Genomic DNA, 24,746 nt, shown 5'->3' on the forward strand with positions numbered 1-24,746 from the left:
CGGTATAAGCAGAACTACGCAGTTCATTACAATTATGGGTTGCATTGCGCTAGCAGTTTTAAGAATTATATTTCTATAATAACGGGCATACTAATATTCATTCTATTAATCGCGTGTCTTTTCAATATTCATGTATGGATACTAGAAAAACACCCTTCAGCACGAATTTGAAAGAAGGTGATATTTAAAAGAACTTGATTTCGCATAACGGGGAGAACCCGGAAGGTATTTCTCCCGCGTGCAGCCGGATATTACCTTTTACAACTTTTTCATGGATTTAGAGCATGGTTATTTTTGCACTGCCGGCAATTATATTCATTTAAATGCCGAATCCTTTAGGCGGACTGTTGTATACGAGCAATCCGGATATCAAATAGCTAATTAACAATTTGGTGAGTGAAATGGTATCGAAAAATACGGAGAATAAATATTATTGAACCCTTTTGAAGCCGTGAATGCCGATTGCTTGGAATTATGTACTTCTAACCTGCGATGAAAGAGTAGCCTACCAGTATTTAATAATCTTCATGATACTGCTATACAACAGCACAAGACAAATCCCCTGATGGCCATACCTCGATTTTGTAATAATCATCACCATCTTCACCTTCAACTGTGTCCAATTTATACTAACTGACGCGCACACGATAAAGACCATTTGGCAATTGCATTGCAAGTTCAACATTACTATCAGGACAATCCAGGATTACAATTTCACCTTTCATAATGGATATTCCTGCTTCGACAATATAGTCTGCGCTATCATCTAATGATTCCGGAATAGATGAAAGTATAGATATTGTACCTCTTATATCTCCGTAACTCCCAGTGGAAATACCTAGGATACCTTCGGCCATTGCTAGACGTGCATCGAAAGCTGTTTGTAACAAAAAGCTGGGGACACCTGTATCACCAGGCGCATCTGTATCTGCAAGGTAATACTGGTTATGCGATGTATTAAAATTAAACGCCATCTTCAGAAAAGGCTCTTTTTGAATTGTAATTGGTATTCTGGAGTATATACTATTTATAATATACTTAGGGGATAATATACTTAGGGGAGCTAAACAAAAAATAGTAAAATTGCGATGGTTTTTAGCATATATAAATACATTCTTATTGGATATTAGTTGCTCCGTTTTCTTAAATGCAATATTTACTGAAGTCGCATTATTTGTGTAAACATCGGAAAGCCGGTTGTTTGGTGGATATTTGGGTAAAACAATTTTTTCACCAATAATATTGAATAATGATGGCAATTTGACAGGTACAGTATGAGATAATATTTTTAGTGGCCGCGCGATCCGCGCGGGTTGTCTGTTGTCTGTTTATAACTTAACAACTATTGTATCTGGTGGCCTTTTAAAGTAGCCAGTATCTTTTACGACCAAATGCAATAAACTATCTCCTATAAGGTAGGAACTAACCAGAACGTTATATCCTTCAATGTTTTTAACAACATCAATCTCCCGATTGGCATATTTCTTTCTTACCTGCACTACATCTCTAGTGGTTGCACCTGCAGCGAGATACCTTATCTCCAAGATATAGCCTCTTGTTCGGATTGGATAACTTGATAACTCGATCTCCTCTACTTCAAATATCTCAAAAGTTGCTAACTTCCAAATCACAACTGCTACTATTACCAATGAAATAGAAATTAATATCGTCCACTTTTTCATATTTTTTTTTAAGTCTTCTTCCTCTAAATTACCCTTATTTGCATTATAATACTTAAATCCTTGCCTAATCATTTACTGATCTACCGGATCATCTCCATAAGGAGGAAGCATACTGCCTCTTACCTCTCTTTGCTCTCCTCGACCAGCACTTATATATGGATTCATACTTCTGCCATTCTGGTCCCGAAGTCCCTGCTGCCATTTGTGCGTTACCTACCTGCCTTGATAAAAGTTCCTGATGAAACAACCAAACAGCTTTGCCTGTTGCGCCGTAGTTAAAATTATCTAAATAAGGAGCTGTATAACTACTTCCCTGAATGGAAAATTGCGTCAGGACTTCCTGCCTTTTATCAAACTTATTTGCTAAGCCATATATAGTTTGATGTTATTCTCAATATCCCATTCCCCTTTATTCTTAACGAGATTACGAAAGCTACGAGGATTAATAATTCCCTTAGCTATCTTGATATTTGCATTAATGAAATTTTTGAAAATCTTATTTACATTAATGGTTTTCCAAGTTCATCTATGGATTTTAACTTCCTTCCTATTTGTAAAAAAACTAAATTATCATTGCCATACTGTTTTACCACATATCCTTTTCTATCAACAATAATTGTATACAGTAAAAAATCTGATCGGCAGCTTCCACGTTGTCATCGAGAATATCCTATTTCTACCGGGATGGTAACAACGTGTTCATCCGCCTCATTACCGGTGACGATTACATATTAAACCAAAGCCTGGATGCTATCGAGACCCGGTTAGACAACCGGTATTTTTTCAGGGTTACCCGTTACATGATCGCTAACCACGACGCGATCATAGCCTATCACCCGTTGAAACACGGGAAACTGGGCTTAACCTTGCGGCCGGAATACCGGGAACCCGTCTACGTGAGTAAACCGACGGCAAGGAAATTTAAACAATGGTTCGAGGTATGAAAATAACGCTACAGCTCCCTTTTTGGAATTTACACAGTTTATGAATAGTGTCAAAAGCATATTCATGATAACATAGCTGCGGGATAACCGGGATACAGCCCCGTCCTGCCTGTCATTTAAAAATGCCGCTGATCGCTGTTGTTCGTAATGCTGCGACCTTACAGGCTCACGATCCGGCCGGTGGCGTCTTCCAGCGGGAAGATCACGCAGTCCTTTGCCCATACGCTGTAACCGCCTGCGGGGTAGGGTTTGAGCAACCCATATTTGACCATGCTCGCCACAAGGTAATGGTTCCTGCTATCCCAATGCAGCCCGCCGCTATTGTAACCACACGCATGCTGCCGGTAGTCCAGCCCGCGCCCTTGCAGGTAATCAACTGCTTTGCGTGAGGCCGGCAAGGCTTTCTTAAAAGAGCCGAACACTTTTGCCAGCACCGCTTCCCGTTCTATGGGATCGGTGGAGGGGTTGACGGGAGCCGCTGGAACGGCCGGTAATAAAGGCGTTCCGCCGATCAGGGATTTGGCTTTCATGATCGCTTCGTGCATGCTGCATGTATCCATCAGCTCAATGAACCGGATCACGTCACCCGTACCCGCGTTGCAGTTCGTGGAAAAGCAGCAAAACGTACCCGTCTTGGGGTACAGTTGCAGGGAAGGAGTTTTATCATCGTGGAACGGGCATAACAAACGCCCGTGCTTGTCTGGCAGCAGGCCATAATAGGCGATCACTTCCGATAACCGCAGCCGCTGCTTAAGCTCTTTGATCTCCATCGGTCGTGAGGTTTTTGATCTCCAGGTAACCATCGCTCACAGTGATCTCCAGCTGGTCGCCGATAGCAAAACCCGCCCGTTTCAACCAAACCCCGCTCAGGTTCAGCCACGGTAAATATTTATCGCCCCTGTCGCGCGGATGCGCTTTTGCACCTACCTTTACCAGGCGCAGTTTGTTAACCTTGAGTGCCATGTGGAAAAAACATTTGATTAGAATTTATCCGTTCCAAAAATAACGGATGCTTTCTAATCAACAAAATTACTCCGTTTTGTTAACAACAATTATGTTCCATAATTTCGGCTTATGCCCGGTTGGGCCGTTTTAATCAGTACGTATGAGTTTTGGTAAACGTTTATTGGAAGCCCGCAAAAAGAAAGGTATCAGCCAGGAAGAGATGGCCTCTCATCTCGGCACCAAAGGGCCTGCTATCGGAAGATATGAGCGTGATGAGATGAAGCCGTCCATTGATGCGGCAACAAAGATGGCGAAGGTGTTGGGCGTATCGCTCGACTGGCTTGTCGGCATCACGGATATGGAACTGGATGCCGCTACGCTCGGCAGGATACAGGATATCAATAAACTTTCTCAAAAAGACAAAGAACTCGTGTTCGAGTTCCTTGATTCTTTTATCGCTAATAGGAAAATTAAAAATGTACTCCAATAGCAAAGAGCCCGCGCGGATCGCGCGGGCTCTTTGCTGAATAAAATCGAAAGAGTTAAATTATTATTCTATCTTCTCCTATATTCAATGTATATGATTCATACCCCTCTTCACCTAGTAACTTTAGCACAAAGCCATTTTCAAAACTAATAATAAGGTCACTCCGTGTCTCATTTGTGTTTAGTTCTTCTATTCTTTGTTCAAGCAATTTTAATAACCCAAAATCTTTATTAACAGGATAGGTCTCATATATGCAGAGGTTTCCATGTTCATCTGACAATGTAAATCGCCCTTCCATTTTTATAGATCCTTTTCTTTCAAGAAAAAGAACAATGTTATTTATGCTAAAACATATCTGCTGTATATAATCTCCTTTAAGCTGGGAAAAATCAAACTCTTTAGGTATAAAGTACATAACACTGTTTTAAAAAATTACCAATAACCTTCTGGTAGCGGAACGTGAGTATCGGGATTAGGCCCGGGTTTCATCGTAGCAGGATTGACTTTCTGGAAGCCTCCTTGAGGCATTGCCTTTTCCAGCACCCAATAACCATTAGGATATTGTTGAGTAGGTGGCATCACCCTTAGATTATATCCCGGAGGAACTTGTGCAGGAGGTGACTGCGGTGGGTTAGTAGGCAGCTTAAACTTAGGTGATGGCTTAGGTGCACCCCTTCCTCCTAAATTCGCAGCAGGACTAGCATTTCCTCCATTAGACGGCGAGACAACCCGCTCACCAAACTGCGTTATAGTCGGCTGCTCGATTTCAACTACCGGTGTTTTCCCTCCGCTAGTTTTACTAAATACCTTTGAAAGCCACGGTGCCAGCTTGGCACCAGCATAGCCTAATCCGCCACCAATGCCGGCCGATATACCCAACTGTCCCCAACTAAACTTGTCCTGCGTACCGTCCAGTATATTCAATCCTTGATCCACTGCGTTCCCCGCCGCACCGGACAAGGCACCTGCCGCAACCAGCGCTACCGTGCCTGTTCCCGCGGTAGCAACTGTCAGATCTACAACTGCGCCTGCAATCGCTCCGGATATCGCTCCTTTTCCAACACCTTTCAGGATATTCTCGCCTCTTATAGCCGCGCGAACACCGCCAACGAGTGCTCCAACACCAGCCCCGATAAGCGTTCCCAAAAAGCGGCCATCTTCATCGTAATAGTAAACAGGGTTATTAGTAGCAAAGTTGTAAGGTGAATGCTGTATATACTCCTCGCTTAATGGATCAAGAGCATGCCATCTTCCGATCTGTGGATCATACATCCTAGCTCCATAGTCATACCATTCCAATCCACTACCACCATTCCCCGCAAACTCCTTATTCTGCAACTCCTTCCCATTAAACTGGATGCGGTTTTGCGGATTGTAAATCGCCTTTTCGCTGATCCCCTGCATGGTCAACCCAAAAGGATAATAATGCGTCTCCTCCACCAAAGCCCCCTTCTCATGCGTCACCTGCAAATTATCAAAGAACACGTCGATATTAGGAGTAACGTTACTCACATATACGTAAAGATAACCATTCTTTGGAACCACCATTCCAGGTTTTACATGCGTGGTGAAAGTATTCGAGGCCCCGACCTGCTCTGCACCGCTACCACTAGACACGAGCTTGAATTGCTCGTCCAGCAGCATCCAGTTCAGGTACGCCTTGGGCTTGCCGGAAGTACCGCCGTTGTTCGTCGCGAGGAATGATGTAACCGATGGCCCCAGTAACGCTCCCGTTAATTCACTACCTGCAACTTTTCCACCGCTGGCACCGGGTACACCCGATACCAGGGCGCTTAAAATATCGTTGAGCGGGCTCACGTCCGTACCGGGGCTGCTGGCACTGTTCCACCAACTGCTCACCCGGATATTGTACTTATCACCCGCCATTACCTTCAGGATGATACCCGGCCCGATCTTGTTGCCGCTGCCGTTCACCTTTGCCACGTAATTGTTCGGGTCCGTGTACGTGTCGTTGGGGTAGCCACTGGGTTTCGCGCTGCGGGTGGCATCGACCCGGTCGTAGTACTGATTCTCCACCGTTGCCTGCGCCGTTTCCATGCTTGCGGGCGGGTAGAACGACGTATCTTTCTCTTCCGTGATTACGGTGCGGACGTTGCCGAGGTGATCCTTGAGGAAGTAATCGTATTCGAAACCTATAGGCCGCAACCGGATTGCGGGCCGTAGGCGGATACGTCCTTCCTCGTGCGCAATGAACTGTAACTGGTCGTTCTCGAACACGCTACCGCCTAGGTATAGGGTCGTGGTAACGGTACTACCCTCGGTCACGGTCTTCTTCAACTTGTTACCCGCCGCATCGTACAGAAATTGCACGGTCCCCTTCCCGGTGACAGTCACCATGTTAGGAAGATTGAGGATATTGTAAGTAATAGATGAAATATCCTTGTTCTTATCATAGACCAGGTTACCGTTACCATCGTAATTATAATCCTGCGCCGAGGATGTCTTGTTGCCGCCTAGTGCCGCCATATAGGCCGGGCTGCTGCGGAAGTCACCTAGCTTGGTGGCCGGGTCGTTCTGCGAATCAATCACGTTGTACAGCTTGTTCGTATTGGTATAGTAGCGGTATTGTAGCGCATCGATCGTCTTGCTTGAACCTATGACGGCTCCCTTACGGGTAACACCCATGATATTCCCGTCCGCATCGTAGGACAACCCCGAGACCGAGAAATCGATCCCGGCACTCTTGTTGAACACGGCGCCCGTGCCGCTACCGGAAACGTACTGGTTGAAATCAGCCCCGGTCAGGCGGTTAAACGCGTCGTAGGTAAAATCGTACTTGCGCAGCGTGGCATCACCGGCGCTTTTCCACAGCGTTCCCCCGATGTTACCGTTGTACTGCGGTGAAAAGGTCGAATACGCACCGTTCCTGTCGTAACCGAGCTGCATCGCGAAGTACCGGTCGTCATTGCTGGAACCGGTGAGGTACCCCTTGTTGATGGATGAAAAGTGCAGATACACTTTACACAGGTATCCAGGTATGAACGTGGGGAGACTAAACCTAACGCTGCCGCAATGGCGAAGCTGGCTAAGGTTTTAGATACTACGGTAGATTTTTTAATGCACGGTTCTGTGGATGATGTTACCGCCGATGCCGGACTGGATAAAGAGATTATCAGCCGCTTTAAACAAGTGCAGGAACTTAATAAGGAAGATAAAAAAACTGTTCTCTCTTTGCTGGATGCTTACATCGCTAAAGGTAAAATTCAATCTATTCTGCAGCATTAAAATACAAAAGCCCCCGAAGGGGCTTTTACTTTTAATATCACTTTTGTTTTTTCTTATAATGAGGTATAAACTCTTGTGTATAACAAGCCTTATCAGTTTTAAATATACCTTTCACAAATGCTTCTTTATGTAATGCTGGCAGCTTCTTAAATTTTTTCTTTCGAAGTCTATCTACCTTTTTAAGAGTTTTAAAATCATAAGTACCGCTTAACATCATTACAACCTCTACTTCATTACATGTATCTACAAGCTCTATAATCGCTGGTTCAAGTCCAACAGACCTAAATAATATTTTTTTCTCTGAAGCAGGGATGTCTATTTGGAAAAAACCATTTAAATCTGTTCTGCCAATTTCAACTGTATCATTAATCATAATTGATGCTAATGGCACAATTTCCAAATCATCAGTAATTACCTTTCCTTTAATAGTTTTATTCTGAGAATAAAGACTACAGTTTGAAACACAGAGTACAATAAAAATGATTACTAATTTCTTCATGTAATTATTATTTTTTTGGGGGGATATATTCATTAGTATAATCGTATTCTGCTGGCTGTACCTGTCCTGCAATTCTATACAGTATAATAAAACTTGCGTTGGGGATTAATGGCTTTTGCCCCTGAAGGCTTCTAACGTCTTGTGAAAGTGCTGGGTCGGATTGAGTTGCTCCTAACTTGCCTTCGGGATGAGTATGAAATTCCTGTAAAATATTATTATTAGAAAAATTATCTCCGTATTTTTTTACTAATTCGGTAGGTGTACCATATGATTTATCAAATTCGTTATTTGCATATTTACCTAATACCATATCAGTAACATTTTTGGAACCATCAGACGAATACGAATAGCCTTTGATTTCTTTTCCAATATGCTCTGAAAGCTGTAATGTAAAAGATTTAACTCCATCAGCCGATGGTTGCCCTTTTCCGCCAACGGCAATAACGTTATCATTTTTCTGAAAATTTATCCCATCTTTTAAAATTCCTTTTTCTATCCCACCTATTGACACCTTAGCTTCACCATTCCTTTTATACTTAACTTCTCCTTTCCGGTTTGTTTTAAGAATCCTATCAGGGTCATCGTTCTTTTCACCCACTTGTTTTATGTCTCCTGTTTTCTTATCCAAAGTATAATCTGTCAAACCATTCGGGTCAATTCTATTCAATGGATTGTTCTGAACGTAGTTGTATGGTGTCGCCCAATAACGTTTTTGTGCAAAAGGGTCTATCGTTGTCCATCTTCCTATTTGAGGGTCATGTTGTCTTGCTCCAAAATCATAGAGTTCCAAACCAGAGCCGTCTGTAAATCCTTTTGACTGAAGTTCTTTTCCGTTGTATTTGTATCTGTTTTCGGGTGCTCCATTTAAAGCCTTCGAACTTATCCCCGCCATTGTCAACCCAAAAGGATAATAATGCGTCTCCTCCACCAAAGCCCCCTTCTCATGCGTCACCTGCAAATTATCAAAGAACACGTCGATATTAGGAGTAACGTTACTCACATATACATAAAGATAACCATTCTTTGGAACTATCATCCCAGGTTTTACATGCGTGGTGAAAGTATTCGAGGCCCCGACCTGCTCTGCACCGCTACCGCTAGACACGAGCTTGAATTGCTCGTCCAGCAGCATCCAGTTCAGGTACGCCTTGGGCTTGCCGGAAGTACCGCCGTTGTTCGTCGCGAGGAATGATGTAACCGATGGGCCCAGTAACGCTCCCGTTAATTCACTACCGGCAACTTTCCCACCGCTGGCACCGGGTACACCCGATACCAGGACGCTTAAAATATCGTTGAGCGGGCTCACGTCCGTACCGGGGCTACTGGCACTGTTCCACCAACTGCTCACCCGGATATTGTACTTATCACCCGTCATTACTACGTTGTCATTGAGAATATTGCCTATTTCTACCGGGATGGTAACAACGTGTTCATCCGCCTCATTACCAGTGAAGATTACATATTAAACCAAAGCCTGAATGCTATCGAGCCCCGGTTAGACAAGCGGTATTTTTCCAGGGTTCCCCATTACGTGATCGCTAACCACGACGCGATCATAGCCTATCACCCGTTGAAACACGGGAAACTGGGCTTAACCTTGCGGCCGGAATACCGGGAACCCGTCTACCTGAGTAAACCGACGGCCAGGAGATTTAAACAATGGTTCGAGGTATGAAAATAACGCTACAGCTCCCTTTTTGGAATTTACACAGTTTATGAATAGTGTCATTTTTTATCTCGTTTTAGAACTATTCCAATATATCATTAGCTGCATTAGCTGTAGCTTCAGCATCATTTAAAAAATATATATCAATATCTAAAGCCACTCCTAAATCTAGTAATATCCCTAGTTTTTCTTTATCTATATATGCTCCGATATTGCATTCAGAATATGCATAAATAACGATTGCTAATTCACCATTATAAGTAATAATTAAATCCTTTAAGACTTTTATCCGAGGAGAAATAGTATTGATTAACGCATCAATATGTTCTTCAACAGAAGCACTAATATCCATTCCTGATTCTAAAATCCAAGAACTGAATTTTCTATGCATCTCAATATTCCGGTTAGGCAATAAATCCCCTTTCTGCAAAACTTTAGTGGGAACTATGCCCACTAGTGTTGTTATTTCATCTATAGAACAATCAAAATCATGTATCTTTAAGGATACTTTCGTTTCTGTTTTTCTATTCTCAGACGTTATTCATTGGCTTTAAGATCATTTAAATTAACTCCAACTAGTTCACCTACCCCAGCGCCTCCTTTATGCTTAATGACAACCTTTCCATTAGGCTACTTATATAAATCAATTTGCCGCGTTCGTTTACCTCCTTTAAGCTCGTGTTCGTCAAAGCCATATCTCTCTAATAGGGCGATGTCACCCGGTGTTAATATCTTGTCCTGGGCGCCACTATTAGTAACAATAACAGGTCTTATTGGCACACAATCACTACTTGGTAGCCCATAATTTTGACGTAAAAATATAAGCGCAATCGCCAATAATATTACCATCAACAATTAACACTTCGACCGTTGTTAATTTTTCCGCCCCCCTTTGCAATTCGACCCACTGACCATCTTTAGTAGTATATCTATGCGTTTCTCCAACGTAGTTTACTTCTTTTACATATATCTTTACTGCTTCCTTCTGGCTATATACTTTTGCATCCAAGGTAGATGATTAATCAATATCAGGGATAGAAATTAAATCTCATTCCCGATACTCAATACATATAATAAATACATACTAGAAATTAAAATACACCATAACGATAATTTATACTTTTTCTCCCAAAACAATGCGTATATACCTACAACTACAATTAAAGGCACATTCAAATAACAGAACATGAATATGTAAAATACTATTTTGCTAATATAATTATATGGTATATTGAAACTTCTCTCGAAAAAACCATATACGTCAATATCCCAATTAAAGGATATGAAAAATAGGATAACATATATTGACATGAGTATACTTACAACGAAAATGTACTTTGATATAATCTTATTTAACATTTTAATCTTCATTTAGGGTAGAATTTATAATTTATGTAACAATATTTACTGTAAGCTCATCAATATCAAGGTGAGCAGCCATTCCTGTGTAATCAACATTTATAATATTTCTACCATTATTTGGGCTCCAAATAAATAGTTTTGACGGTAAGCAACTTTTTCAATAATGGCATTCATATCAATACCGTCTAATAATTTTTTCGTTGTCATTGATAAACCTGTAAGATAAGGTCTGCACCACCAATTAATATTACTCGTTTATTGCCGTCTTTCTATACTTGTAATTGACTTCTTCGTTCTCGCTGTTATAGAAATTTGAATGCATTTTGGGTGTCAATACCTGTTAAAGTAATTCCCGAGTTTGTCGAAATGACCTCATTACCATCGGGATCTAAAAATCTTAACAGATTATTGAAAGCATAGCTAAACGGGAAATGTTGGCGCATTTTATCTGATAACGGGTCAATCGCATGCCAACGAGCAACTTGTTGATCATACATTCTTGCCCCATAATCATACCACTCTAACCCACTCAGATCATTGAACTCCATGTTTTCTAACTCATTGCTATAATACTTCAATCTGTTTTGGGGATAATCTGTCTCATGCGTCACCTGCAAATTATCGAAGAACACGTCGATATTAGGAGTAACGTTATTCACATATACCTAAAGATAATCATTCTTTGAAACCGCCATCCCAGTTTTTACATGCGTGGTGAAAGTATTTTATACCCCGACCCGCTCTGCACCGCTACCGTTTGACACTAGTTTAAATTGTTCATCCAACAGCATCCAGTCAGGTACGCCTTGGGCTTGCCGGAAGCACCGCCGTTGCTCGTCGCGAGGAATGATGTAACCGATGGACCCAGTAACGCTCCCGTTAATTCACTACCGGCAACTTTCCCACCGCTGGCACCGGGTACACCCGATACCAGGACGCTTAAAATATCGTTGAGCGGGCTCACGTCCGTACCGGGGCTACTGGCACTGTTCCACCAACTGCTCACCCGGATATTGTACTTATCACCCGTCATTACTACGTTGTCATCGAGAATATTGCCTATTTCTACCGGGATGGTAACAACGTGTTCATCCGCCTCATTACCAGTGAAGATTACATATTAAACCAAAGCCTGGATGCTATCGAGCCCCGGTTAGACAAGCGGTATTTTTCCAGGGTTCCCCGTTACATGATCGCTAACCACGACGCGATCAATGCCTATCACCCGTTGAAACAAGGGAAACTGGGCTTAACCTTGCGGCCGGAATACCGGGAACCCGTCTACGTGAGTAAACCGACGGCAAGGAAATTTAAACAATGGTTCGAGGTATGAAAATAACGTGATAGCTCCCTTTTTGGAATTTACACATTTTATGAGATAGTGTTAGAGATTTTAATACGCAGCAAGCTTACGCTTCTTAAAACAGAAAAGCCGCAGTCTAACTAGCTGCGGCTTTAATACAATAGAACTTCTTTATAAAGTTTTCCATTTCGCTCCTATAATTTTCCACCCTCTATTTTTTTGCAACGTTACTTCAATTTCCGCAGGCTTTGCATCGGGTATATTTTCAGTCCATTCAAGATGAACGCTTGCAGTTGTACCAGCTATTGGTTTTATATTCTCTGCCTTAAAGTCTTTAAAAAAATTCTCTCTGTTACGCTTGTCCATTAGGTCTTGATACTTAATTTTTAAAGGGCTATACACAAAGAAAAATGGGAAAAACAAATCATCTTGTGTAAGCCTTTTGCCATCAATCATCCATTCATTCATTGAGTTAGTTAAAACTGCCTTATCTACTAACTCATAAAAAGCAACCGTATCTTTCGTGCAAATTGCTTTTGCAAATGATTGACAAACTTCCTGAAGCTCTGTATCGGACATGTTCTTTTTAACTCCTGAAGAACTACAATTACTGAATGATATATTGATTAAGATAATCCCAATAAAAAACTTGCTTAGCATTTTCTTTTATTTTTCAGTTAATAACCAGGTGTCTTATCTGTTGCATGCCCGTTGGTTACTGCATCTACAAAATCATTACCTACTTTTTTGGAATCTGATTTCAAAACCTTACCAACAGCTGGATTTGCAACCATTGATGCGGCACTCCGGTATAAAAAATTTGGTGTGACAGAGTTTTTATTAACAGCAGGAATAAGTAACCATTTGTTACCGTCTGTATTTATGTTTTCAACTCCGAAGCCAGGTTTGAAACTATATAATTGGTTCATACAATCCAATGCAAAGTTGGAACAGTTATTTGTTGCACCGTTATATTGAACATTATTCTTAAGTTGGTCTTGATACTGCTGCTCCGCATAATCTTTTACCTGGTTTGTTGCCTTTTCATCTGCAGTAAACTGTATCACACCTTCTGCTGCCCTTTTCTCCCCCGTGCCTAAGTCTTTATTCTGCATATCACTTAAGCTTACATTTTCAACCTTATTTACAATTCCATCCTGGTTTTTATCAAAATTCTTTTTACCTGCACTACCAGGCCAAAAATCATAAAAAGTAACTGTACCATCCTTTACTCGTTCTGTTTTTGCATTCCCCTTCTTATCATATATCACATTACCTTTCTTGTCTCTTTTTTCTACTGTTTTGTAATTATCTACAGCTATACCAGCATGCCCGATTTCTCCACCTGCGGAATACCAAATTATCAAGTAGACATCTTCACCTTTGGGGTCAATATATTTGATAGGATTATTTAAGCAGTAATTATAAGGGCTATAAGAACTATACATATCAGTCTTGGGGTCTATCACTCCCCAACGACCTATTTGTGGGTCATATTGCCTTGCCCCGTAATCATAAGTTTCTAATCCGCTACCATCACTAAATTCTTTCTCTTGTTGTTCTTTTCCGTTGAACTGGTACTTATTGGCTAAGCTGCCTGCTGCTTTGCTTGTGATGCCGGCTAACTTGCCACCGTAAGGATAATAATGCGTCTCCTCCACCAAAGCCCCCTTCTCATGCGTCACCTGCAAATTATCAAAGAACACGTCGATATTAGGAGTAACGTTACTCACATATACATAAAGATAACCATTCTTTGGAACCACCATTCCAGGTTTTACATGCGTGGTTAAAGTATTCGAGGCCCCGACCTGCTCTGCACCGCTACCGCTAGACACGAGCTTGAATTGCTCGTCCAACAGCATCCAGTTCAGGTACGCCTTGGGTTTGCCGGAAGTACCGCCGTTGTTCGTCGCGAGGAATGATGTAACCGATGGACCCAGTAACGCTCCTGTTAATTCACTACCGGCAACTTTCCCACCGCTGGCACCGGGTACACCCGATACCAGGGCGCTTAAAATATCGTTGAGCGGGCTCACGTCCGTACCGGGGCTACTGGCACTGTTCCACCAACTGCTCACCCGGATATTGTACTTATCACCCGTCATTACTACGTTGTCATCGAGAATATCCTATTTCTACCGGGATGGTAACAACGTGTTCATCCGTCTCATTACCAGTGATGATTACATATTAAACCAAAGCCTGGATGCTATCGAGCCCCGGTTAGACAAGCGGTATTTTTCCAGGGTTACCCGTTACATGATCGCTAACCACGACGCGATCAAAGCCTATCAACCGTTGAAACAAGGGAAACTGGGCTTAACCTTGCGGCCGGAATACCGGGAACCCGTCTACGTGAGTAAACCGACGGCAAGGAAATTTAAACAATGGTTCGAGGTATGAAAATAACGTGATAGCTCCCTTTTTGGAATTTACACACTTATTGAAATAGTCCCTTTTATTTTCATGTTACAGCCTATGGACAGCATGGCACAAGCATAGCCAACGCACCAAATCTTTCCTACCAATCTTGCCAAAGTGAGAAAGCAAGATTACCTAAAAGTTTGAATATTACTTTTTACCCGAATGTTAGTATTGCCATGCATATTTGAAGGGTAATGGCTCGAGTATTCAACATAACTATAATCAACATATCTAACTATATTAGCGTCTTTGCTATTCCAAAAGGTATTGTCATAACTAAAGGCCGCTACAGGTAAATAAACCAGGCCTTTAAAATCGTATGGCATACTCCCGTGAATCTCCAAACAATCACAGAATTTGCCAATAATCGGCGTTGCATAAACATTTACATTTACTTCATCGTCATTTTGTACCCACCTCTTTTTAAAGCTTTGGATTTTCTCTTTTTTTATATTAATTAAGAAAATCAGATTCTTCACTTCCAATTTATAATTATCGTCAAAATTGAAATTTGTAGCAGTCGTGGCAGCAAAGATATCGATAGAGCTACCTGTTTTACATTTATTCAAGAGGTCCCTTGAATACTCTTCTGTATATAAAGGGAAAACCTCGAATGCTTTTTTTTTCGGAATCGAATCCTGTCGGGCCATCCAATAATAATACTCATTAATTTTTGAGCCTTTGTGTTTTATTTCAAAAGTGAAAATCACATATTTATTAGTACTATCAGTATTTGATTGAGCTTTTATAGATTGACTAAAAAGCAATAGTAAAAAGGTGATTAATATAAATGTTTTATTTTTCATGAGCTTTATTCCATATTTCATCAACTTCCGAACTAACAAGACCTCCAGGGGGATAATCCATTAATCCTCCGGTAGATTGAGGATAGTTATCTGGCAATTGAAATGTGTGACCAATTTCATTTGCTAAAGCAATCCTAGGAGCATTAGAAGCCACCGTAGTGAAAATGCCATTACTCAGCCCTTGTTTTCATTCAGTAGATCTTGTAGTGACTGCGGCAGCAAGAGCAATTACAGAATTTCCTGAAGCGTCCTTTTCACTTGTAACTATTCCGTTATCAGTTGCAATCTTTCTAATATCAGTCAATGATCCTCCATCAGTATTAGAGGTTTCTATACCTTTAATATTGAATTTAAACTTAAGTCTTTCTCCATTTGAATTTTGAGTTCCTTTTCCATCACTTCCATTATATGTTTCATTAAGCTTTTCAGAAACATCACTCAAAGTGGCTGCATTTCTACTTTCAATTCTTTGATTCTTTTTTTCAATTCTTGCCTTTTGTTTTCCTGACCTTTTGGGTCAGCCCCTCCAAAATTCCGACTTGGGATTCATCTCTATTGCGACCTCCTTTTCAATCTCATAAACAACCTCCAATGTTTTATCCACTTCATTAAAGTAATAACCTCTCTTTTTATAAACTTCTAAAGTTGTCTGGAACAGAGTATTTAAAGAATCATAAATTGATACAGGTTTACTGCTCAAAAGTATAGATGGCGAATAAAGAAAAAGTTGCCCATAAGTTTTTTTCTTTTCATCAAGATGCATCAAAATATAATCACCCCCACCGCTTGTAAACAATGGAAAAAAATCTTTCTTAAAAGACTTTTGAACTCTTGCCTCCAATGCATATATACTGACAGCAAGTTCCAGTGGCATCATAATGCCACTCGTAAATAATTCTATCTCTCCTGTCTTTTTCTTAAATAAATCATTAACTCCATTCTTCCATTCATACATTTTCATTATATCATCTCGCACAGGAAATTTCATAGTGCTAAATGAATCGCTAATTTCAGAAGCTGATATACCCTCTTGAAAGTGAGCAAGTATAGGGGAATTTGATTCACGCAAAAAAAACTCTAATTCTTGCAATACCTTTTTTATCTCATCCATTATTATAATTCTATTTTAAATAAAAATTTAAAATTAAGGAATAGGCAATAAGTTTCTGGGAGGAAACAATCTACTTCCTTCCGAAATAATAATATAAATCGTAAGTGCCGTACCTGTCAATCCAACTGCCTGACCAATTCTGTCTCGTAAACTTTGATTTGACGGAGCAGCAACGGGAACAGGAGATGGTGAAGGACTTGGAGCGGTTTCCGGTTCTGCATCAGGAGCGTTGGGTATAGGCACCATTTGAAACTGGTCTCCTGTTTGCATACCATTGAGAACAACCAATGCACCTATCAAACCACCTTGTTTTCGATTCTCGCTTGTTGGAACATAATTTACATCTGCTCCTTTTCCCCCTTCCTTTGTTGAAGCATATTGATATTCATCTCGGTCGTATCCAGCTTTCGGGGGAGTATTTTTTAAAGCTTCTCTACGACGCTGCCTTGCATTTTGCCTATTAGCATCATAAGTAATAGTCATAGGCTTACCATTAGCCAAAGACTTCAGCAAATTCTTATAAATATTAGGAAATAATTTTTCAGGTACTGGTACTGGAACAACTTTCGGTTTAGGTTTATTGGCTGTCGAATCTTTGTCACCTAACGGGTCGCTACGCAACAGAGGGTTATTACTCATTGCTGAATATGGCCTTTCAGAATAATCTGGCTTGGGGTCTATCTGCCTCCATCTGCCTAACTGTGGGTCATGTGTTCTAAAAAATGTCTCTCCAATATTTAAGTCAAAAGAACTTTCGTATTCTATTCCATTATACTTCTTTTTATTTTCTAAACTACCAGCAGCCTTGGAAGAGATTCCCGCCACCACCAACCCAAACGGATAATAATGCGTCTCCTCCACCAAAGCCCCCTTCTCATGCGTCACCTGCAAATTATCAAAGAACACGTCGATATTAGGAGTAACGTTACTCACATATACATAAAGATAACCATTCTTTGGAACTATCATCCCAGGTTTTACATGCGTGGTGAAAGTATTATATACCCCGACCTGCTCTGCACCATATCCATTAAGACCTTATTACATCAATCGCATCCAACACCTCGCATTGCTTCTTCAAACCATTGAGTTCATCTCTAGTCAAGTGATCTAATCCAAATGTAAATAAGTAATCTTCGCTTTCAGATTTGAACACATAATTATTGGCAAAATCCTGATCACCACTAATATCTGGATTATAAACATCCCCTTCAAAAAGCAATTCCATGCACTTACCATCAAAAGTCAGTCGTATATAAGGGTACGATGTCAAAAGAACATTATACGCCTGATGCTCAAAATAACAAAGCCTGATACCTACTATTGTATTCTCATCTAATCTAAGCCAATCAAAAAAACCAAGAAAACCCTCATTATCTTTTGAATTCGATTCTTTTCTAAATAAAACACCCTTGATATTCAGTTGCTCGGAGTTTTCAACATCAGCAACATAATACAACTTGAATATATTTCGAAGAAAGTGAATAATTAGCATACCATAAACTATTTAAGAAGATAATCCAGGATCTTCGCTCTTATTTCCTGTGTCCCTGCTGGATCAGGAACTTTATTTATTAACTCACGATAAGCCTGCATCGCCTCTTTGGTAAGCCCTTCGGGAACTTTTACATTTTTAATATTATTCAAAACAGCCTGAGCCCCTTCTTTATTAGTTCCAAATAATTTCCTAAATAAAGGTGAATGCTGTTTAACAATAGCTTGCAATTCTTGAAGCGTCTTATTGGCCATCGTATTAGCAGCCTTTGCTGCATTTGCTGTTTTAGTGGCGTTAACGGCATAAGTCGCAGGTTTTATATACACACTAGGCAGCGTAGTAGTCAATCCTAAATTGAGTGCATTCTTACCTGCATCCTCAGCCGGCAAATTAGGATCCCAAATACCAGCTTTCGTCCACATATCTATCAATTGCTGTTGCTCTGCTTCATCTTCCATGTCTTCACCAGCTCTACTATAAGCATGCCGTCCTTTGCCATAAGTAAGCGTAATTGTGAATAACCCATCATGATTATCCATCGCCGATTTAGCCACATACCACTCCCCATAGTCATTTCTACCAACAATACCTCCACCGTGGAAAACCTTGTGTAGCCAGGCTCCAAACCTAGTCCTAAAATCACCTAAGGGATCATTATTGACAACAGGATTATTCCCCATACTCTCATAAGGAGAATAACTCTCCAATACCTCCGTCTGCGGATCAATTTGCCAAAAACGCCCCGTCTGCGGATTAAGATTTCTGTAGCGAGCCTCATAAGAGTAAAGATCAAAATCACTGTTCAGCTCAATTCCATTAAACTTATACCAATTTTCAATGGGTCCTACTGCTTTCGTACTAATCCCGCTCATCGTCAACCCAAATGGATAATAATGCGTCTCCTCCACCAAAGCCCCCTTCTCATGCGTCACCTGCAAATTATCAAAGAACACGTCGATATTAGGAGTAACGTTACTCACATATACATAAAGATAACCATTCTTTGGAACCATCATCCCAGGTTTTACATGCGTGGTTAAAGTATTTTATACCCCGACCTGCTCTGCACCGCTACCGCTAGACACGAGCTTGAATTGCTCGTCCAGCAGCATCCAGTTCAGGTACGCCTTGGGCTTGCCGGAAGTACCGCCGTTGTTCGTCGCGAGGAATGATGTAACCGATGGCCCCAGTAACGCTCCCGTTAATTCACTACCGGCAACTTTTCCACTGCTGGCACCGTGACAGTGGAGCATGCTGACATGGTTATTGATTCAGGAAATTGCTTGGAATTATGTTCTTCTAACCTGCGGTGAAAGTCTTGGGTGATGCCCTTGTAAAATGTTCCATCTTGGATCCCTTACTATCACATAAACGTACCAGTTCCTATAAAACTCACTTTTGGGTCAACAAAAAAAGCGCCTCATTTGAGACGCTTCCTTGCGGGGAAGAGGGGATTGAGTTTGAACCGTATTGCATTGACACAATGGCAGTATAGCTTATTGTAACAATCATTCTCACATGTGCTACTGAATTTTAAAAACGGCCCGGCTTGAGCCTTGGTGGCTCCTCGGGTGAACGCTTCTGCCAGGCGGTTAAAGTAGAAGAATATCGGGTAGATGGGTTGGGCATTTTCTTATTCAGATCCTGATCGTAACAGAACTGAATTTATATAGCGGTTTTTATAAAATGATCGCTAGGTAAAATGGTGACGTACATCGCAAAATAAATAGGGTATTACCGGGAACGGAAAATTTATACCAAATGCGCCTTGCGCATTATTTTTACAATCTATTGAGAATTAAACTTCACTAGGTGAATATTGAATATTTAGAAAATTAGGGCAATTACGTATATTTAGGAGTTATGGCCAAGGCTGACCGACACACCCCGCAAAACAAAACTAACAAAATGGAACTTTGGAATTACATACAAATTTTAGGACAGAAAAAACAAGGATGGCTTTTCAAAAACTACAAGGTTGAAGAACGGCTGATTGCCCTGAAAAAAATTTTAGAATTTGGTTATCCAAGTTCTATTCAAAGACTAATTCTATTTCTCAAAGACGACAACAACGAAATTCGCCAGACGACTTGTAACGTCATAATTGAATTGTTCAAGAAAATTGAAACAAAGAAAAGTTTTTACGAAACTTTAAAGTATTGCGAGATTTCCAAATCAGACATAGATTTTTACAGCCGAAATTTCTCTCGCCAAGAATGCTTGACACTCTACTCAATTGCTTCACTTAACAGTAGTGGTTATGTTAGAGAAAAGGCTGTTAAAAAACTTGCTGATACAAACAATGAAAAGGCAATTCCATTCCTCGTTTACAGATTAGCGGATTGGGTTCAAGCTGTTAGGCAAACTGCTTTAAAAAGCATTGAGAATTTCAAAAAGCCAGAGTTTATCAATGCATTAGTTGACAACCTTACAATTTTTGAATGGTTGCAAAAAGTAGAAAGAACTGATTTGAGTTCTGTTCATTCTGACATTATGAACTTTGTTGTTGTACAGAATAAACAATTTGTCATTGAAAACTTCTACTCATTTTCTGACAGAACTAGAATTGTAATTGCAAAACAAATTTCAAATTCCGCAAGTATCGAACTTAGTGAACTAAATATATTACTAAATGACAAGCATTTTTTAGTTCGCAATTTTACACTATCACATTTTGATAAATTAACACAGATTGAAATTGACAATCTTTTAATTGACAAGTCTGCAAGAATTAGATTACAAACATTGTACAATTTGAAGGGAAAAGAATGTTTTTCAATAACTGTATTCCCATTTCTTTCAGACAATTCAGCTTCAATAAGAGAATTTGCAAGACACTCGTTAAGAAATATGGTTTCAGACTTTGCAACAATATATAATGACAATTTGAAAAATAAATTCAACGTTATTGGTTCATTGAGTGGACTTGCAGAAACAAATGGGAAAAGCTTTGTTGGTAATATTGTTCCATATTTGACCGACAAAAAGATAAAAGTTAGGAAGACAGCATTTTTAGCACTCAAACAATTGGACAACGAAAAAGCCTACGATTTTGCAATACAAAATTTAGACAGCGAATTCATAGGAATACGAAATGTCGCTATAGACTATTTATCAAACAATGCGACAAAAGAAGTATTAGAAAAGGCAAGGACAATTTATTCAAACGGACAATATGAGTTAAAAAAAGAAATGCTTAAACTATTTAGTAAAGTTGGCAAGTGGACAACTATTGCAGACATAATGATTGGGACTATTGATGAGAACGAAAACATAAGACAATTAAGTTTAGGTTATTTGCAACAGTGGCGAATTAAGGCGACAAGTTATTTCACTCAACCGAAGCAAGACGAACTTGAAAGAGCAAATCAAATGTTTCAATTTGCGTTTGAAAGACATGAAGAAAAACAATATTTTAATCAAAATCCATTGACAGGACTTGACTTTTATTTACGATAGACGGAGAGGGAGTGTAAAATAAACTGTGTCAACATTTAATTTATAATCGCAATTTCAGTCGATCCCCAAATATAATTGACAGCTGAGACACAGTCAGACTCCAGTTTTGAAGGGGCTGTGTCCATTTCTTCTGGATGTTCTGGGCAGCCAGGTAAATTAATTTCAGCAAGGCCATATCGGAGGTAAAGGCTCCTTTGGTTTTGGTCACTTTACGCACCTGGCGATGGAACCCCTCGATAGTATTAGTGGTGTAGATCAACCTGCGGATGGCCTCAGAATATTGGAAATACGTAGTGAGCTTATCCCAGTTCCGGCGCCAGGAGTCTATAACAACTGGATATTTCTTTCCCCATTTTTCGTCCAGTTGATCCAGCTGCGACTCTGCTTCTTCCTTGCTCACCGCCTGATAAACCGGTTTTAAATCGGCCATAAATGGCTTCTGGTCCTTACTGGCTATGTACCTGATAGAATTGCGGATTTGATGTACGACACAGGTTTGTACCGCTGTAGAGGGGAATATCGTGGCAATAGCCTCGGAAAATCCCTTCAAATTATCGATACAGGCAATAAGTATATCAGATACCCCCCGTTGCTGAAGATTGGCCAGGACACTCAGCCAGAAGTTAGCTCCCTCGCTCTCCGAGACATACATGCCTAATAGCTCTTTGCGTCCATCGGTATTTATACCAAGGATATTATAAACACAACGGTTAACTACTTTGCCTTCTTCTTTGACTTTATAAAACATGGCGTCCAGCCAGACAATGCAATACAGTGGCTCCAAAGGACGGGCCTGCCATTCTTTGACCAGAGGGATAACTTTATCGGTTATGGAAGATAATGTCGCAGCTGAAATCTCTGTATCGTACATATCTTTGATATGAGCTGAGATGTCCCGTAAGCTCATGCCATGCCCATACATACCGATGATTTTACTCTCCAGGCTCTCTGCCAGAATGGTCTCCCGCTTTTTGATGATCTGTGGTTCAAAGCTGCTTGCCCGGTCACGGGGTGTCTCCAGATCGATAGTACCATCTGCTGTTTTAAGCCGTTTTCGGTTTTTGCCATTCTTCCGGTTCCCATTTGCCCGTTGCTCATCATCTAAATGAACCTCCATCTCGCCCTCCAGTGCAGCTTCGAGAATATCTTTCAGAAGAGGTGCGAAAGCCCCATCTTTGCCAAACAGGGACTTACCAGAGCGGAGTTGCTCTAAGGTCTTCCGTTTGAGTTCTTCGTAGTCAAATTTTCCTTTTTGTTCCATAAAAAAAACTGTGTTAAAGATCTTGTTTTTTTAGTCTTTGACACAGTTTATTTTACAGTCTCGACGGAGAAGCCCAGCCCCGATTAACAGCAATCCTAACACAATTTTTAGATCCTTTTTACTTTAAATGCAGTTTTAATCTCCATGAACTTCTCTAGTACAATTATTCTATTGAAGAATTACTATAGTGATCCTAATTACCAGTAACAATTAATAACTATGTAAATCGTACTAGATTAATCAGTCAAAGCATTTTCTAAGTTAAATTAAGGGCAGGTTTTAGCCAACAAGCTCTGCTACCATTTCGAAACTATCAGCACTTTCAATTTCCGACACTAATTCTTTTATGTCCCAGGCCGATTCCCAAAAATCTTTGTTTGCTCTTACACATTCCATCACTCGTTTTTTTAATTCTGGTAGATCAACCCGGCTAGGATTCTCATAAAAATTAAAATCAATTAAAATTTGCCTGCCTTTCAACATTGGATTAAATCCCCAAAAACCTAGGTATTTGATTTTATAAGCATCCTTTATGGTATGTTTCATTCCGGAAGAAGTGACTATTTCCATGCCATCATATTTGATCGTTTTCAATAAGGCAACAGTGGTATGTGTCAGTCCAGACTCCTTTCTAAAAACGTATACCATTTTTTCGTAGGAAGGAAATACGAGAACCGGATATTTTACTTCGATTTTCATTTCTTTAAATTAAATAGTTACTTTTTTTTGCATCTAATTTTATGGTATACCCGAGAATTTCCTTATCTACTGTTTTTGTATAAACAATTCGTTTGGAGGTTGAACTAGCTTCAATATAATATCATAATCTTTTAAGAGTACACCTGTAACGGTTTCTACCGCCTTGTAAATCTCATGTTCTTCCCCATCCTTTTTAACACTAACATAACCCGGACTTGAAGAAGTAATTTAACTATAATAGTACCAGGTTACAGTAACATCTTTATCTTCATTTTTTTCTAATAATCCTATTATTATCCTGGTTGCAACAAAAAAGAAGACTCATCTATGAAATCACTAAAATATTGTTCATAAATATTGTGTTTAAAGTTTTATTCAATAAAGTACCCCTCAATGTCCGTAGACATAATATAGTCTTTTAGAATTTACACAGTTTATGAGATAGTGTCTGTAGTCTTTGTATTTGCAATTTCACTTGTATTGTTTTAGTACTTTTCGCTCCGTATTTATACCCGGCCATATTTCGATTATATAATAATCATCCCCAGTGTCTCCCTCAACACTATCAAGATTTAAAGAATAAATTCTCACTCTATAACTTCCCGGACTTACTTTTACCTCCAATTCAACATTTGAATTAGGACAATCTAATACTTGCAATATTCCCGATTTTATATTTAGACCCCCTTCCACAATATGATCATATTGACTATACTCTACATCATCCCTTTTTTTGTCTAATAAAACAAGCTCTCCTTTAAAAGGCCCGTAGCATTCCAGTCCTACTCCTAAAATGCCTTCACCAACTGCTAATCGTGAACGGGTTGCATCATCTGTCCAAAAATTACTGTCGCCTGTATCTTGGGAAGAATTTTTATCCCTTATGTAGAATTGATGATATGAAGTACCAAAATTAAGTTTATGTTTCATGGGGGCAATGCTTTTATGTTTATGAAAAAAGCAGCTTTAAAATAAAATACAACATGAAAATAAATAATATTTCATCATCTATGGTATGGGGATTAAATTTCTTGGAGGAAATAACCTGCTTCCTTCGGAGATTATAATGTATATGGTTAATGCAGTAGATGTAACTGATGGACCCTGTACCGCTCCAGTTAATTCACCACCGGCAACTTTCCACTGCTGGCACCGTGACAGTGGAGCATGCTGACATGGTTATTGATTCAGGAAATTGCTTGGAATTATGTTCTTCTAACCTGTGGTGAAAATCATGGGTAATGCCCTTGTAAAATGTTCCATCTTGGAGGCTTACTATCACATAAACGTACCAGTTCATATAAAACTCACTTTTGGGTCAACAAAAAAAGCGCCTCGTTTGAGACGCTTCCTT

34 protein-coding genes and 1 pseudogene are annotated in these 24,746 nt (G+C 40.1%); 9 read left to right on the forward strand and 26 right to left on the reverse strand.

Annotated elements, in window-relative coordinates; translation table 11 throughout:
* Positions 1–629: 629 nt before the first annotated feature.
* Positions 630–1,259 carry a hypothetical protein gene (locus COR50_RS00220; protein WP_098192099.1) on the reverse strand — a complete coding sequence of 210 codons (630 nt, stop codon included), beginning with the start codon at positions 1,257–1,259 and terminating at the stop codon, positions 630–632.
* 69 nt (positions 1,260–1,328) lie between these two features.
* Positions 1,329–1,682: a hypothetical protein gene (locus COR50_RS00225; RefSeq protein WP_157760564.1), complete on the reverse strand. Its 354-nt coding sequence runs from the start codon at positions 1,680–1,682 to the stop codon at positions 1,329–1,331.
* 653 nt (positions 1,683–2,335) lie between these two features.
* Between COR50_RS00225 and COR50_RS00230 the strand changes: the two genes are divergently transcribed.
* Positions 2,336–2,626, forward strand: a complete 291-nt coding sequence (locus tag COR50_RS00230) for a LytTR family DNA-binding domain-containing protein (RefSeq protein ID WP_098192101.1) — start codon at positions 2,336–2,338, stop codon at positions 2,624–2,626.
* Between the two features lie 158 nt (positions 2,627–2,784).
* On the opposite strand, the gene COR50_RS00235 is transcribed toward COR50_RS00230, so the two are convergent.
* On the reverse strand, positions 2,785–3,396 hold the full coding sequence (locus tag COR50_RS00235) for a CHC2 zinc finger domain-containing protein (protein WP_157760565.1): 612 nt from the start codon (positions 3,394–3,396) through the stop codon (positions 2,785–2,787).
* The gene (locus COR50_RS00240) at positions 3,377–3,589 is read right to left on the reverse strand and encodes a SymE family type I addiction module toxin (RefSeq protein ID WP_098192103.1); all 213 of its coding nucleotides are present in this window, start codon (positions 3,587–3,589) and stop codon (positions 3,377–3,379) included. Before COR50_RS00240 ends, COR50_RS00235 begins: the two co-directional genes overlap by 20 nt.
* A 142-nt stretch (positions 3,590–3,731) precedes the next feature.
* Between COR50_RS00240 and COR50_RS00245 the strand changes: the two genes are divergently transcribed.
* Positions 3,732–4,061, forward strand: a complete 330-nt coding sequence (locus tag COR50_RS00245) for a helix-turn-helix domain-containing protein (RefSeq protein WP_098192104.1) — start codon at positions 3,732–3,734, stop codon at positions 4,059–4,061.
* Between the two features lie 52 nt (positions 4,062–4,113).
* Here COR50_RS00245 and COR50_RS00250 read toward each other — a convergent pair whose 3' ends face one another.
* Both COR50_RS00250 and COR50_RS00255 read right to left on the reverse strand, forming a co-directional pair.
* Positions 4,114–4,473: a hypothetical protein gene (locus tag COR50_RS00250; RefSeq protein WP_098192105.1), complete on the reverse strand. Its 360-nt coding sequence runs from the start codon at positions 4,471–4,473 to the stop codon at positions 4,114–4,116.
* A gap of 17 nt (positions 4,474–4,490) precedes the next feature.
* A complete protein-coding gene (locus COR50_RS00255; RefSeq protein WP_198405740.1) occupies positions 4,491–7,037 on the reverse strand; it encodes an RHS repeat-associated core domain-containing protein in 2,547 nt (848 codons plus the stop codon).
* Between COR50_RS00255 and COR50_RS22695 the strand changes: the two are divergent.
* Positions 7,026–7,085: pseudogene (locus COR50_RS22695) on the forward strand (hypothetical protein); the annotation flags it as partial. The gene COR50_RS00255 and the pseudogene COR50_RS22695 overlap by 12 nt on opposite strands.
* A gap of 6 nt (positions 7,086–7,091) precedes the next feature.
* Entirely contained in the window at positions 7,092–7,304 is a 213-nt protein-coding gene (locus tag COR50_RS00260) for a hypothetical protein (protein WP_232516232.1), read from the forward strand.
* A gap of 37 nt (positions 7,305–7,341) precedes the next feature.
* Here the strand turns inward: COR50_RS00260 and COR50_RS00265 are convergent, their stop codons facing one another.
* Positions 7,342–7,803, reverse strand: coding sequence for a carboxypeptidase-like regulatory domain-containing protein (locus COR50_RS00265; protein WP_157760566.1), 462 nt, complete (start codon positions 7,801–7,803; stop codon positions 7,342–7,344).
* Between the two features lie 7 nt (positions 7,804–7,810).
* Positions 7,811–8,839 (reverse strand): RHS repeat domain-containing protein, encoded by a 1,029-nt coding sequence (locus COR50_RS00270; RefSeq protein ID WP_157760567.1) that lies wholly within the window; start codon positions 8,837–8,839, stop codon positions 7,811–7,813.
* A gap of 19 nt (positions 8,840–8,858) precedes the next feature.
* Between COR50_RS00270 and COR50_RS22530 the strand changes: the two genes are divergently transcribed.
* Positions 8,859–9,269 (forward strand): hypothetical protein, encoded by a 411-nt coding sequence (locus COR50_RS22530; RefSeq protein WP_232516233.1) that lies wholly within the window; start codon positions 8,859–8,861, stop codon positions 9,267–9,269.
* On the forward strand, positions 9,230–9,478 hold the full coding sequence (locus tag COR50_RS22535; protein WP_232516234.1) for a LytTR family transcriptional regulator DNA-binding domain-containing protein: 249 nt from the start codon (positions 9,230–9,232) through the stop codon (positions 9,476–9,478). The genes COR50_RS22530 and COR50_RS22535 overlap by 40 nt, the downstream gene beginning before the upstream one ends.
* 73 nt (positions 9,479–9,551) lie before the next feature.
* Here COR50_RS22535 and COR50_RS00280 read toward each other — a convergent pair whose 3' ends face one another.
* The 5 genes from COR50_RS00280 to COR50_RS00300 all read right to left on the reverse strand — a co-directional run bounded on the left by COR50_RS00280 (position 9,552) and on the right by COR50_RS00300 (position 11,864).
* Entirely contained in the window at positions 9,552–10,010 is a 459-nt protein-coding gene (locus tag COR50_RS00280) for a DUF4279 domain-containing protein (protein ID WP_098192110.1), read from the reverse strand.
* A gap of 89 nt (positions 10,011–10,099) precedes the next feature.
* Positions 10,100–10,318 carry a polymorphic toxin type 33 domain-containing protein gene (locus COR50_RS22700; RefSeq protein ID WP_394336703.1) on the reverse strand — a complete coding sequence of 73 codons (219 nt, stop codon included), beginning with the start codon at positions 10,316–10,318 and terminating at the stop codon, positions 10,100–10,102.
* Positions 10,257–10,478, reverse strand: a complete 222-nt coding sequence (locus COR50_RS22395) for a hypothetical protein (protein ID WP_198405742.1) — start codon at positions 10,476–10,478, stop codon at positions 10,257–10,259. The genes COR50_RS22700 and COR50_RS22395 overlap by 62 nt, the downstream gene beginning before the upstream one ends.
* Positions 10,479–11,133: 655 nt before the next feature.
* Positions 11,134–11,490 (reverse strand): RHS repeat-associated core domain-containing protein, encoded by a 357-nt coding sequence (locus COR50_RS00295; protein ID WP_198405743.1) that lies wholly within the window; start codon positions 11,488–11,490, stop codon positions 11,134–11,136.
* Between the two features lie 104 nt (positions 11,491–11,594).
* Positions 11,595–11,864: a hypothetical protein gene (locus tag COR50_RS00300; protein ID WP_098192112.1), complete on the reverse strand. Its 270-nt coding sequence runs from the start codon at positions 11,862–11,864 to the stop codon at positions 11,595–11,597.
* 12 nt (positions 11,865–11,876) lie between these two features.
* Here COR50_RS00300 and COR50_RS22540 point away from each other — a divergent pair, with 12 nt between their 5' ends.
* Positions 11,877–12,164: a LytTR family DNA-binding domain-containing protein gene (locus COR50_RS22540; protein ID WP_262496308.1), complete on the forward strand. Its 288-nt coding sequence runs from the start codon at positions 11,877–11,879 to the stop codon at positions 12,162–12,164.
* A 141-nt stretch (positions 12,165–12,305) separates the two neighbouring features.
* On the opposite strand, the gene COR50_RS00310 is transcribed toward COR50_RS22540, so the two are convergent.
* Together COR50_RS00310 and COR50_RS00315 are read right to left on the reverse strand one after the other, a co-directional pair.
* Positions 12,306–12,794 carry a hypothetical protein gene (locus COR50_RS00310; RefSeq protein ID WP_098192114.1) on the reverse strand — a complete coding sequence of 163 codons (489 nt, stop codon included), beginning with the start codon at positions 12,792–12,794 and terminating at the stop codon, positions 12,306–12,308.
* A gap of 17 nt (positions 12,795–12,811) precedes the next feature.
* Positions 12,812–14,242, reverse strand: coding sequence for an RHS repeat-associated core domain-containing protein (locus tag COR50_RS00315; RefSeq protein ID WP_098192115.1), 1,431 nt, complete (start codon positions 14,240–14,242; stop codon positions 12,812–12,814).
* Positions 14,243–14,249: 7 nt separating this feature from the next.
* On the opposite strand from COR50_RS00315, the gene COR50_RS22200 reads away from it, so the two are divergent.
* The gene (locus COR50_RS22200) at positions 14,250–14,540 is read left to right on the forward strand and encodes a LytTR family DNA-binding domain-containing protein (protein WP_157760569.1); all 291 of its coding nucleotides are present in this window, start codon (positions 14,250–14,252) and stop codon (positions 14,538–14,540) included.
* A 149-nt stretch (positions 14,541–14,689) separates the two neighbouring features.
* Here COR50_RS22200 and COR50_RS00325 read toward each other — a convergent pair whose 3' ends face one another.
* From COR50_RS00325 to COR50_RS00355, 7 genes are all read right to left on the reverse strand, one after another.
* Positions 14,690–15,367 carry a hypothetical protein gene (locus tag COR50_RS00325; protein ID WP_098192116.1) on the reverse strand — a complete coding sequence of 226 codons (678 nt, stop codon included), beginning with the start codon at positions 15,365–15,367 and terminating at the stop codon, positions 14,690–14,692.
* Between the two features lie 187 nt (positions 15,368–15,554).
* Positions 15,555–15,809: a hypothetical protein gene (locus COR50_RS00330; RefSeq protein ID WP_098192117.1), complete on the reverse strand. Its 255-nt coding sequence runs from the start codon at positions 15,807–15,809 to the stop codon at positions 15,555–15,557.
* 75 nt (positions 15,810–15,884) lie between these two features.
* Entirely contained in the window at positions 15,885–16,478 is a 594-nt protein-coding gene (locus COR50_RS00335) for a hypothetical protein (protein WP_098192118.1), read from the reverse strand.
* 33 nt (positions 16,479–16,511) lie between these two features.
* Positions 16,512–17,447: a NucA/NucB deoxyribonuclease domain-containing protein gene (locus tag COR50_RS00340; protein WP_098192119.1), complete on the reverse strand. Its 936-nt coding sequence runs from the start codon at positions 17,445–17,447 to the stop codon at positions 16,512–16,514.
* 61 nt (positions 17,448–17,508) lie between these two features.
* A complete protein-coding gene (locus COR50_RS00345; protein WP_098192120.1) occupies positions 17,509–17,973 on the reverse strand; it encodes a hypothetical protein in 465 nt (154 codons plus the stop codon).
* An 8-nt stretch (positions 17,974–17,981) separates the two neighbouring features.
* Positions 17,982–18,989 (reverse strand): RHS repeat domain-containing protein, encoded by a 1,008-nt coding sequence (locus COR50_RS00350; RefSeq protein ID WP_098192121.1) that lies wholly within the window; start codon positions 18,987–18,989, stop codon positions 17,982–17,984.
* A gap of 30 nt (positions 18,990–19,019) precedes the next feature.
* Positions 19,020–19,226 (reverse strand): hypothetical protein, encoded by a 207-nt coding sequence (locus COR50_RS00355; protein ID WP_098192122.1) that lies wholly within the window; start codon positions 19,224–19,226, stop codon positions 19,020–19,022.
* 610 nt (positions 19,227–19,836) lie between these two features.
* Here COR50_RS00355 and COR50_RS00360 point away from each other — a divergent pair.
* Entirely contained in the window at positions 19,837–21,432 is a 1,596-nt protein-coding gene (locus COR50_RS00360; RefSeq protein WP_098192123.1) for a HEAT repeat domain-containing protein, read from the forward strand.
* Between the two features lie 40 nt (positions 21,433–21,472).
* On the opposite strand, the gene COR50_RS00365 is transcribed toward COR50_RS00360, so the two are convergent.
* The 4 genes from COR50_RS00365 to COR50_RS22705 form a co-directional block, all read right to left on the reverse strand.
* Complete coding sequence (locus COR50_RS00365; RefSeq protein ID WP_098192124.1) at positions 21,473–22,693, reverse strand: IS256 family transposase; 1,221 nt, start codon at positions 22,691–22,693, stop codon at positions 21,473–21,475.
* Between the two features lie 279 nt (positions 22,694–22,972).
* On the reverse strand, positions 22,973–23,392 hold the full coding sequence (locus COR50_RS00370; protein ID WP_098192125.1) for a hypothetical protein: 420 nt from the start codon (positions 23,390–23,392) through the stop codon (positions 22,973–22,975).
* Positions 23,393–23,863: 471 nt separating this feature from the next.
* On the reverse strand, positions 23,864–24,322 hold the full coding sequence (locus COR50_RS00375) for a hypothetical protein (protein WP_098192126.1): 459 nt from the start codon (positions 24,320–24,322) through the stop codon (positions 23,864–23,866).
* 193 nt (positions 24,323–24,515) lie between these two features.
* Positions 24,516–24,692 (reverse strand): GIY-YIG nuclease family protein, encoded by a 177-nt coding sequence (locus tag COR50_RS22705; RefSeq protein WP_098192127.1) that lies wholly within the window; start codon positions 24,690–24,692, stop codon positions 24,516–24,518.
* Between the last annotated feature and the right edge of the window lie 54 nt (positions 24,693–24,746).

The sequence above is a fragment of the Chitinophaga caeni genome (assembly GCF_002557795.1).
GTDB classification, from domain to species: domain Bacteria; phylum Bacteroidota; class Bacteroidia; order Chitinophagales; family Chitinophagaceae; genus Chitinophaga; species Chitinophaga caeni.

Bases quoted from the DNA above. Each gene is read 5' to 3' on its own strand.
- COR50_RS00250 (WP_098192105.1), bottom strand. From the start codon at position 4,473: ATGTACTTTATACCTAAAGAGTTTGATTTTTCCCAGCTTAAAGGAGAT.
- COR50_RS00240 (WP_098192103.1), bottom strand. From the start codon at position 3,589: ATGGCACTCAAGGTTAACAAACTGCGCCTGGTAAAGGTAGGTGCAAAA.
- COR50_RS00260 (WP_232516232.1), top strand. From the start codon at position 7,092: ATGGCGAAGCTGGCTAAGGTTTTAGATACTACGGTAGATTTTTTAATG.
- COR50_RS22705 (WP_098192127.1), bottom strand. From the start codon at position 24,692: ATGAACTGGTACGTTTATGTGATAGTAAGCCTCCAAGATGGAACATTT.
- COR50_RS00300 (WP_098192112.1), bottom strand. From the start codon at position 11,864: ATGACGGGTGATAAGTACAATATCCGGGTGAGCAGTTGGTGGAACAGT.
- COR50_RS22700 (WP_394336703.1), bottom strand. From the start codon at position 10,318: ATGGTAATATTATTGGCGATTGCGCTTATATTTTTACGTCAAAATTAT.
- COR50_RS00325 (WP_098192116.1), bottom strand. From the start codon at position 15,367: ATGAAAAATAAAACATTTATATTAATCACCTTTTTACTATTGCTTTTT.
- COR50_RS00370 (WP_098192125.1), bottom strand. From the start codon at position 23,392: ATGAAAATCGAAGTAAAATATCCGGTTCTCGTATTTCCTTCCTACGAA.
- COR50_RS00265 (WP_157760566.1), bottom strand. From the start codon at position 7,803: ATGAAGAAATTAGTAATCATTTTTATTGTACTCTGTGTTTCAAACTGT.
- COR50_RS00225 (WP_157760564.1), bottom strand. From the start codon at position 1,682: ATGAAAAAGTGGACGATATTAATTTCTATTTCATTGGTAATAGTAGCA.
- COR50_RS00355 (WP_098192122.1), bottom strand. From the start codon at position 19,226: ATGCTCCACTGTCACGGTGCCAGCAGTGGAAAAGTTGCCGGTAGTGAA.
- COR50_RS00365 (WP_098192124.1), bottom strand. From the start codon at position 22,693: ATGGAACAAAAAGGAAAATTTGACTACGAAGAACTCAAACGGAAGACC.
- COR50_RS00310 (WP_098192114.1), bottom strand. From the start codon at position 12,794: ATGCTAAGCAAGTTTTTTATTGGGATTATCTTAATCAATATATCATTC.
- COR50_RS00270 (WP_157760567.1), bottom strand. From the start codon at position 8,839: ATGATAGTTCCAAAGAATGGTTATCTTTATGTATATGTGAGTAACGTT.
- COR50_RS00345 (WP_098192120.1), bottom strand. From the start codon at position 17,973: ATGCTAATTATTCACTTTCTTCGAAATATATTCAAGTTGTATTATGTT.
- COR50_RS00335 (WP_098192118.1), bottom strand. From the start codon at position 16,478: ATGGATGAGATAAAAAAGGTATTGCAAGAATTAGAGTTTTTTTTGCGT.
- COR50_RS00315 (WP_098192115.1), bottom strand. From the start codon at position 14,242: ATGACGGGTGATAAGTACAATATCCGGGTGAGCAGTTGGTGGAACAGT.
- COR50_RS00360 (WP_098192123.1), top strand. From the start codon at position 19,837: ATGGCCAAGGCTGACCGACACACCCCGCAAAACAAAACTAACAAAATG.
- COR50_RS00350 (WP_098192121.1), bottom strand. From the start codon at position 18,989: ATGATGGTTCCAAAGAATGGTTATCTTTATGTATATGTGAGTAACGTT.
- COR50_RS00375 (WP_098192126.1), bottom strand. From the start codon at position 24,322: ATGAAACATAAACTTAATTTTGGTACTTCATATCATCAATTCTACATA.
- COR50_RS00340 (WP_098192119.1), bottom strand. From the start codon at position 17,447: ATGATAGTTCCAAAGAATGGTTATCTTTATGTATATGTGAGTAACGTT.
- COR50_RS00235 (WP_157760565.1), bottom strand. From the start codon at position 3,396: ATGGAGATCAAAGAGCTTAAGCAGCGGCTGCGGTTATCGGAAGTGATC.
- COR50_RS00245 (WP_098192104.1), top strand. From the start codon at position 3,732: ATGAGTTTTGGTAAACGTTTATTGGAAGCCCGCAAAAAGAAAGGTATC.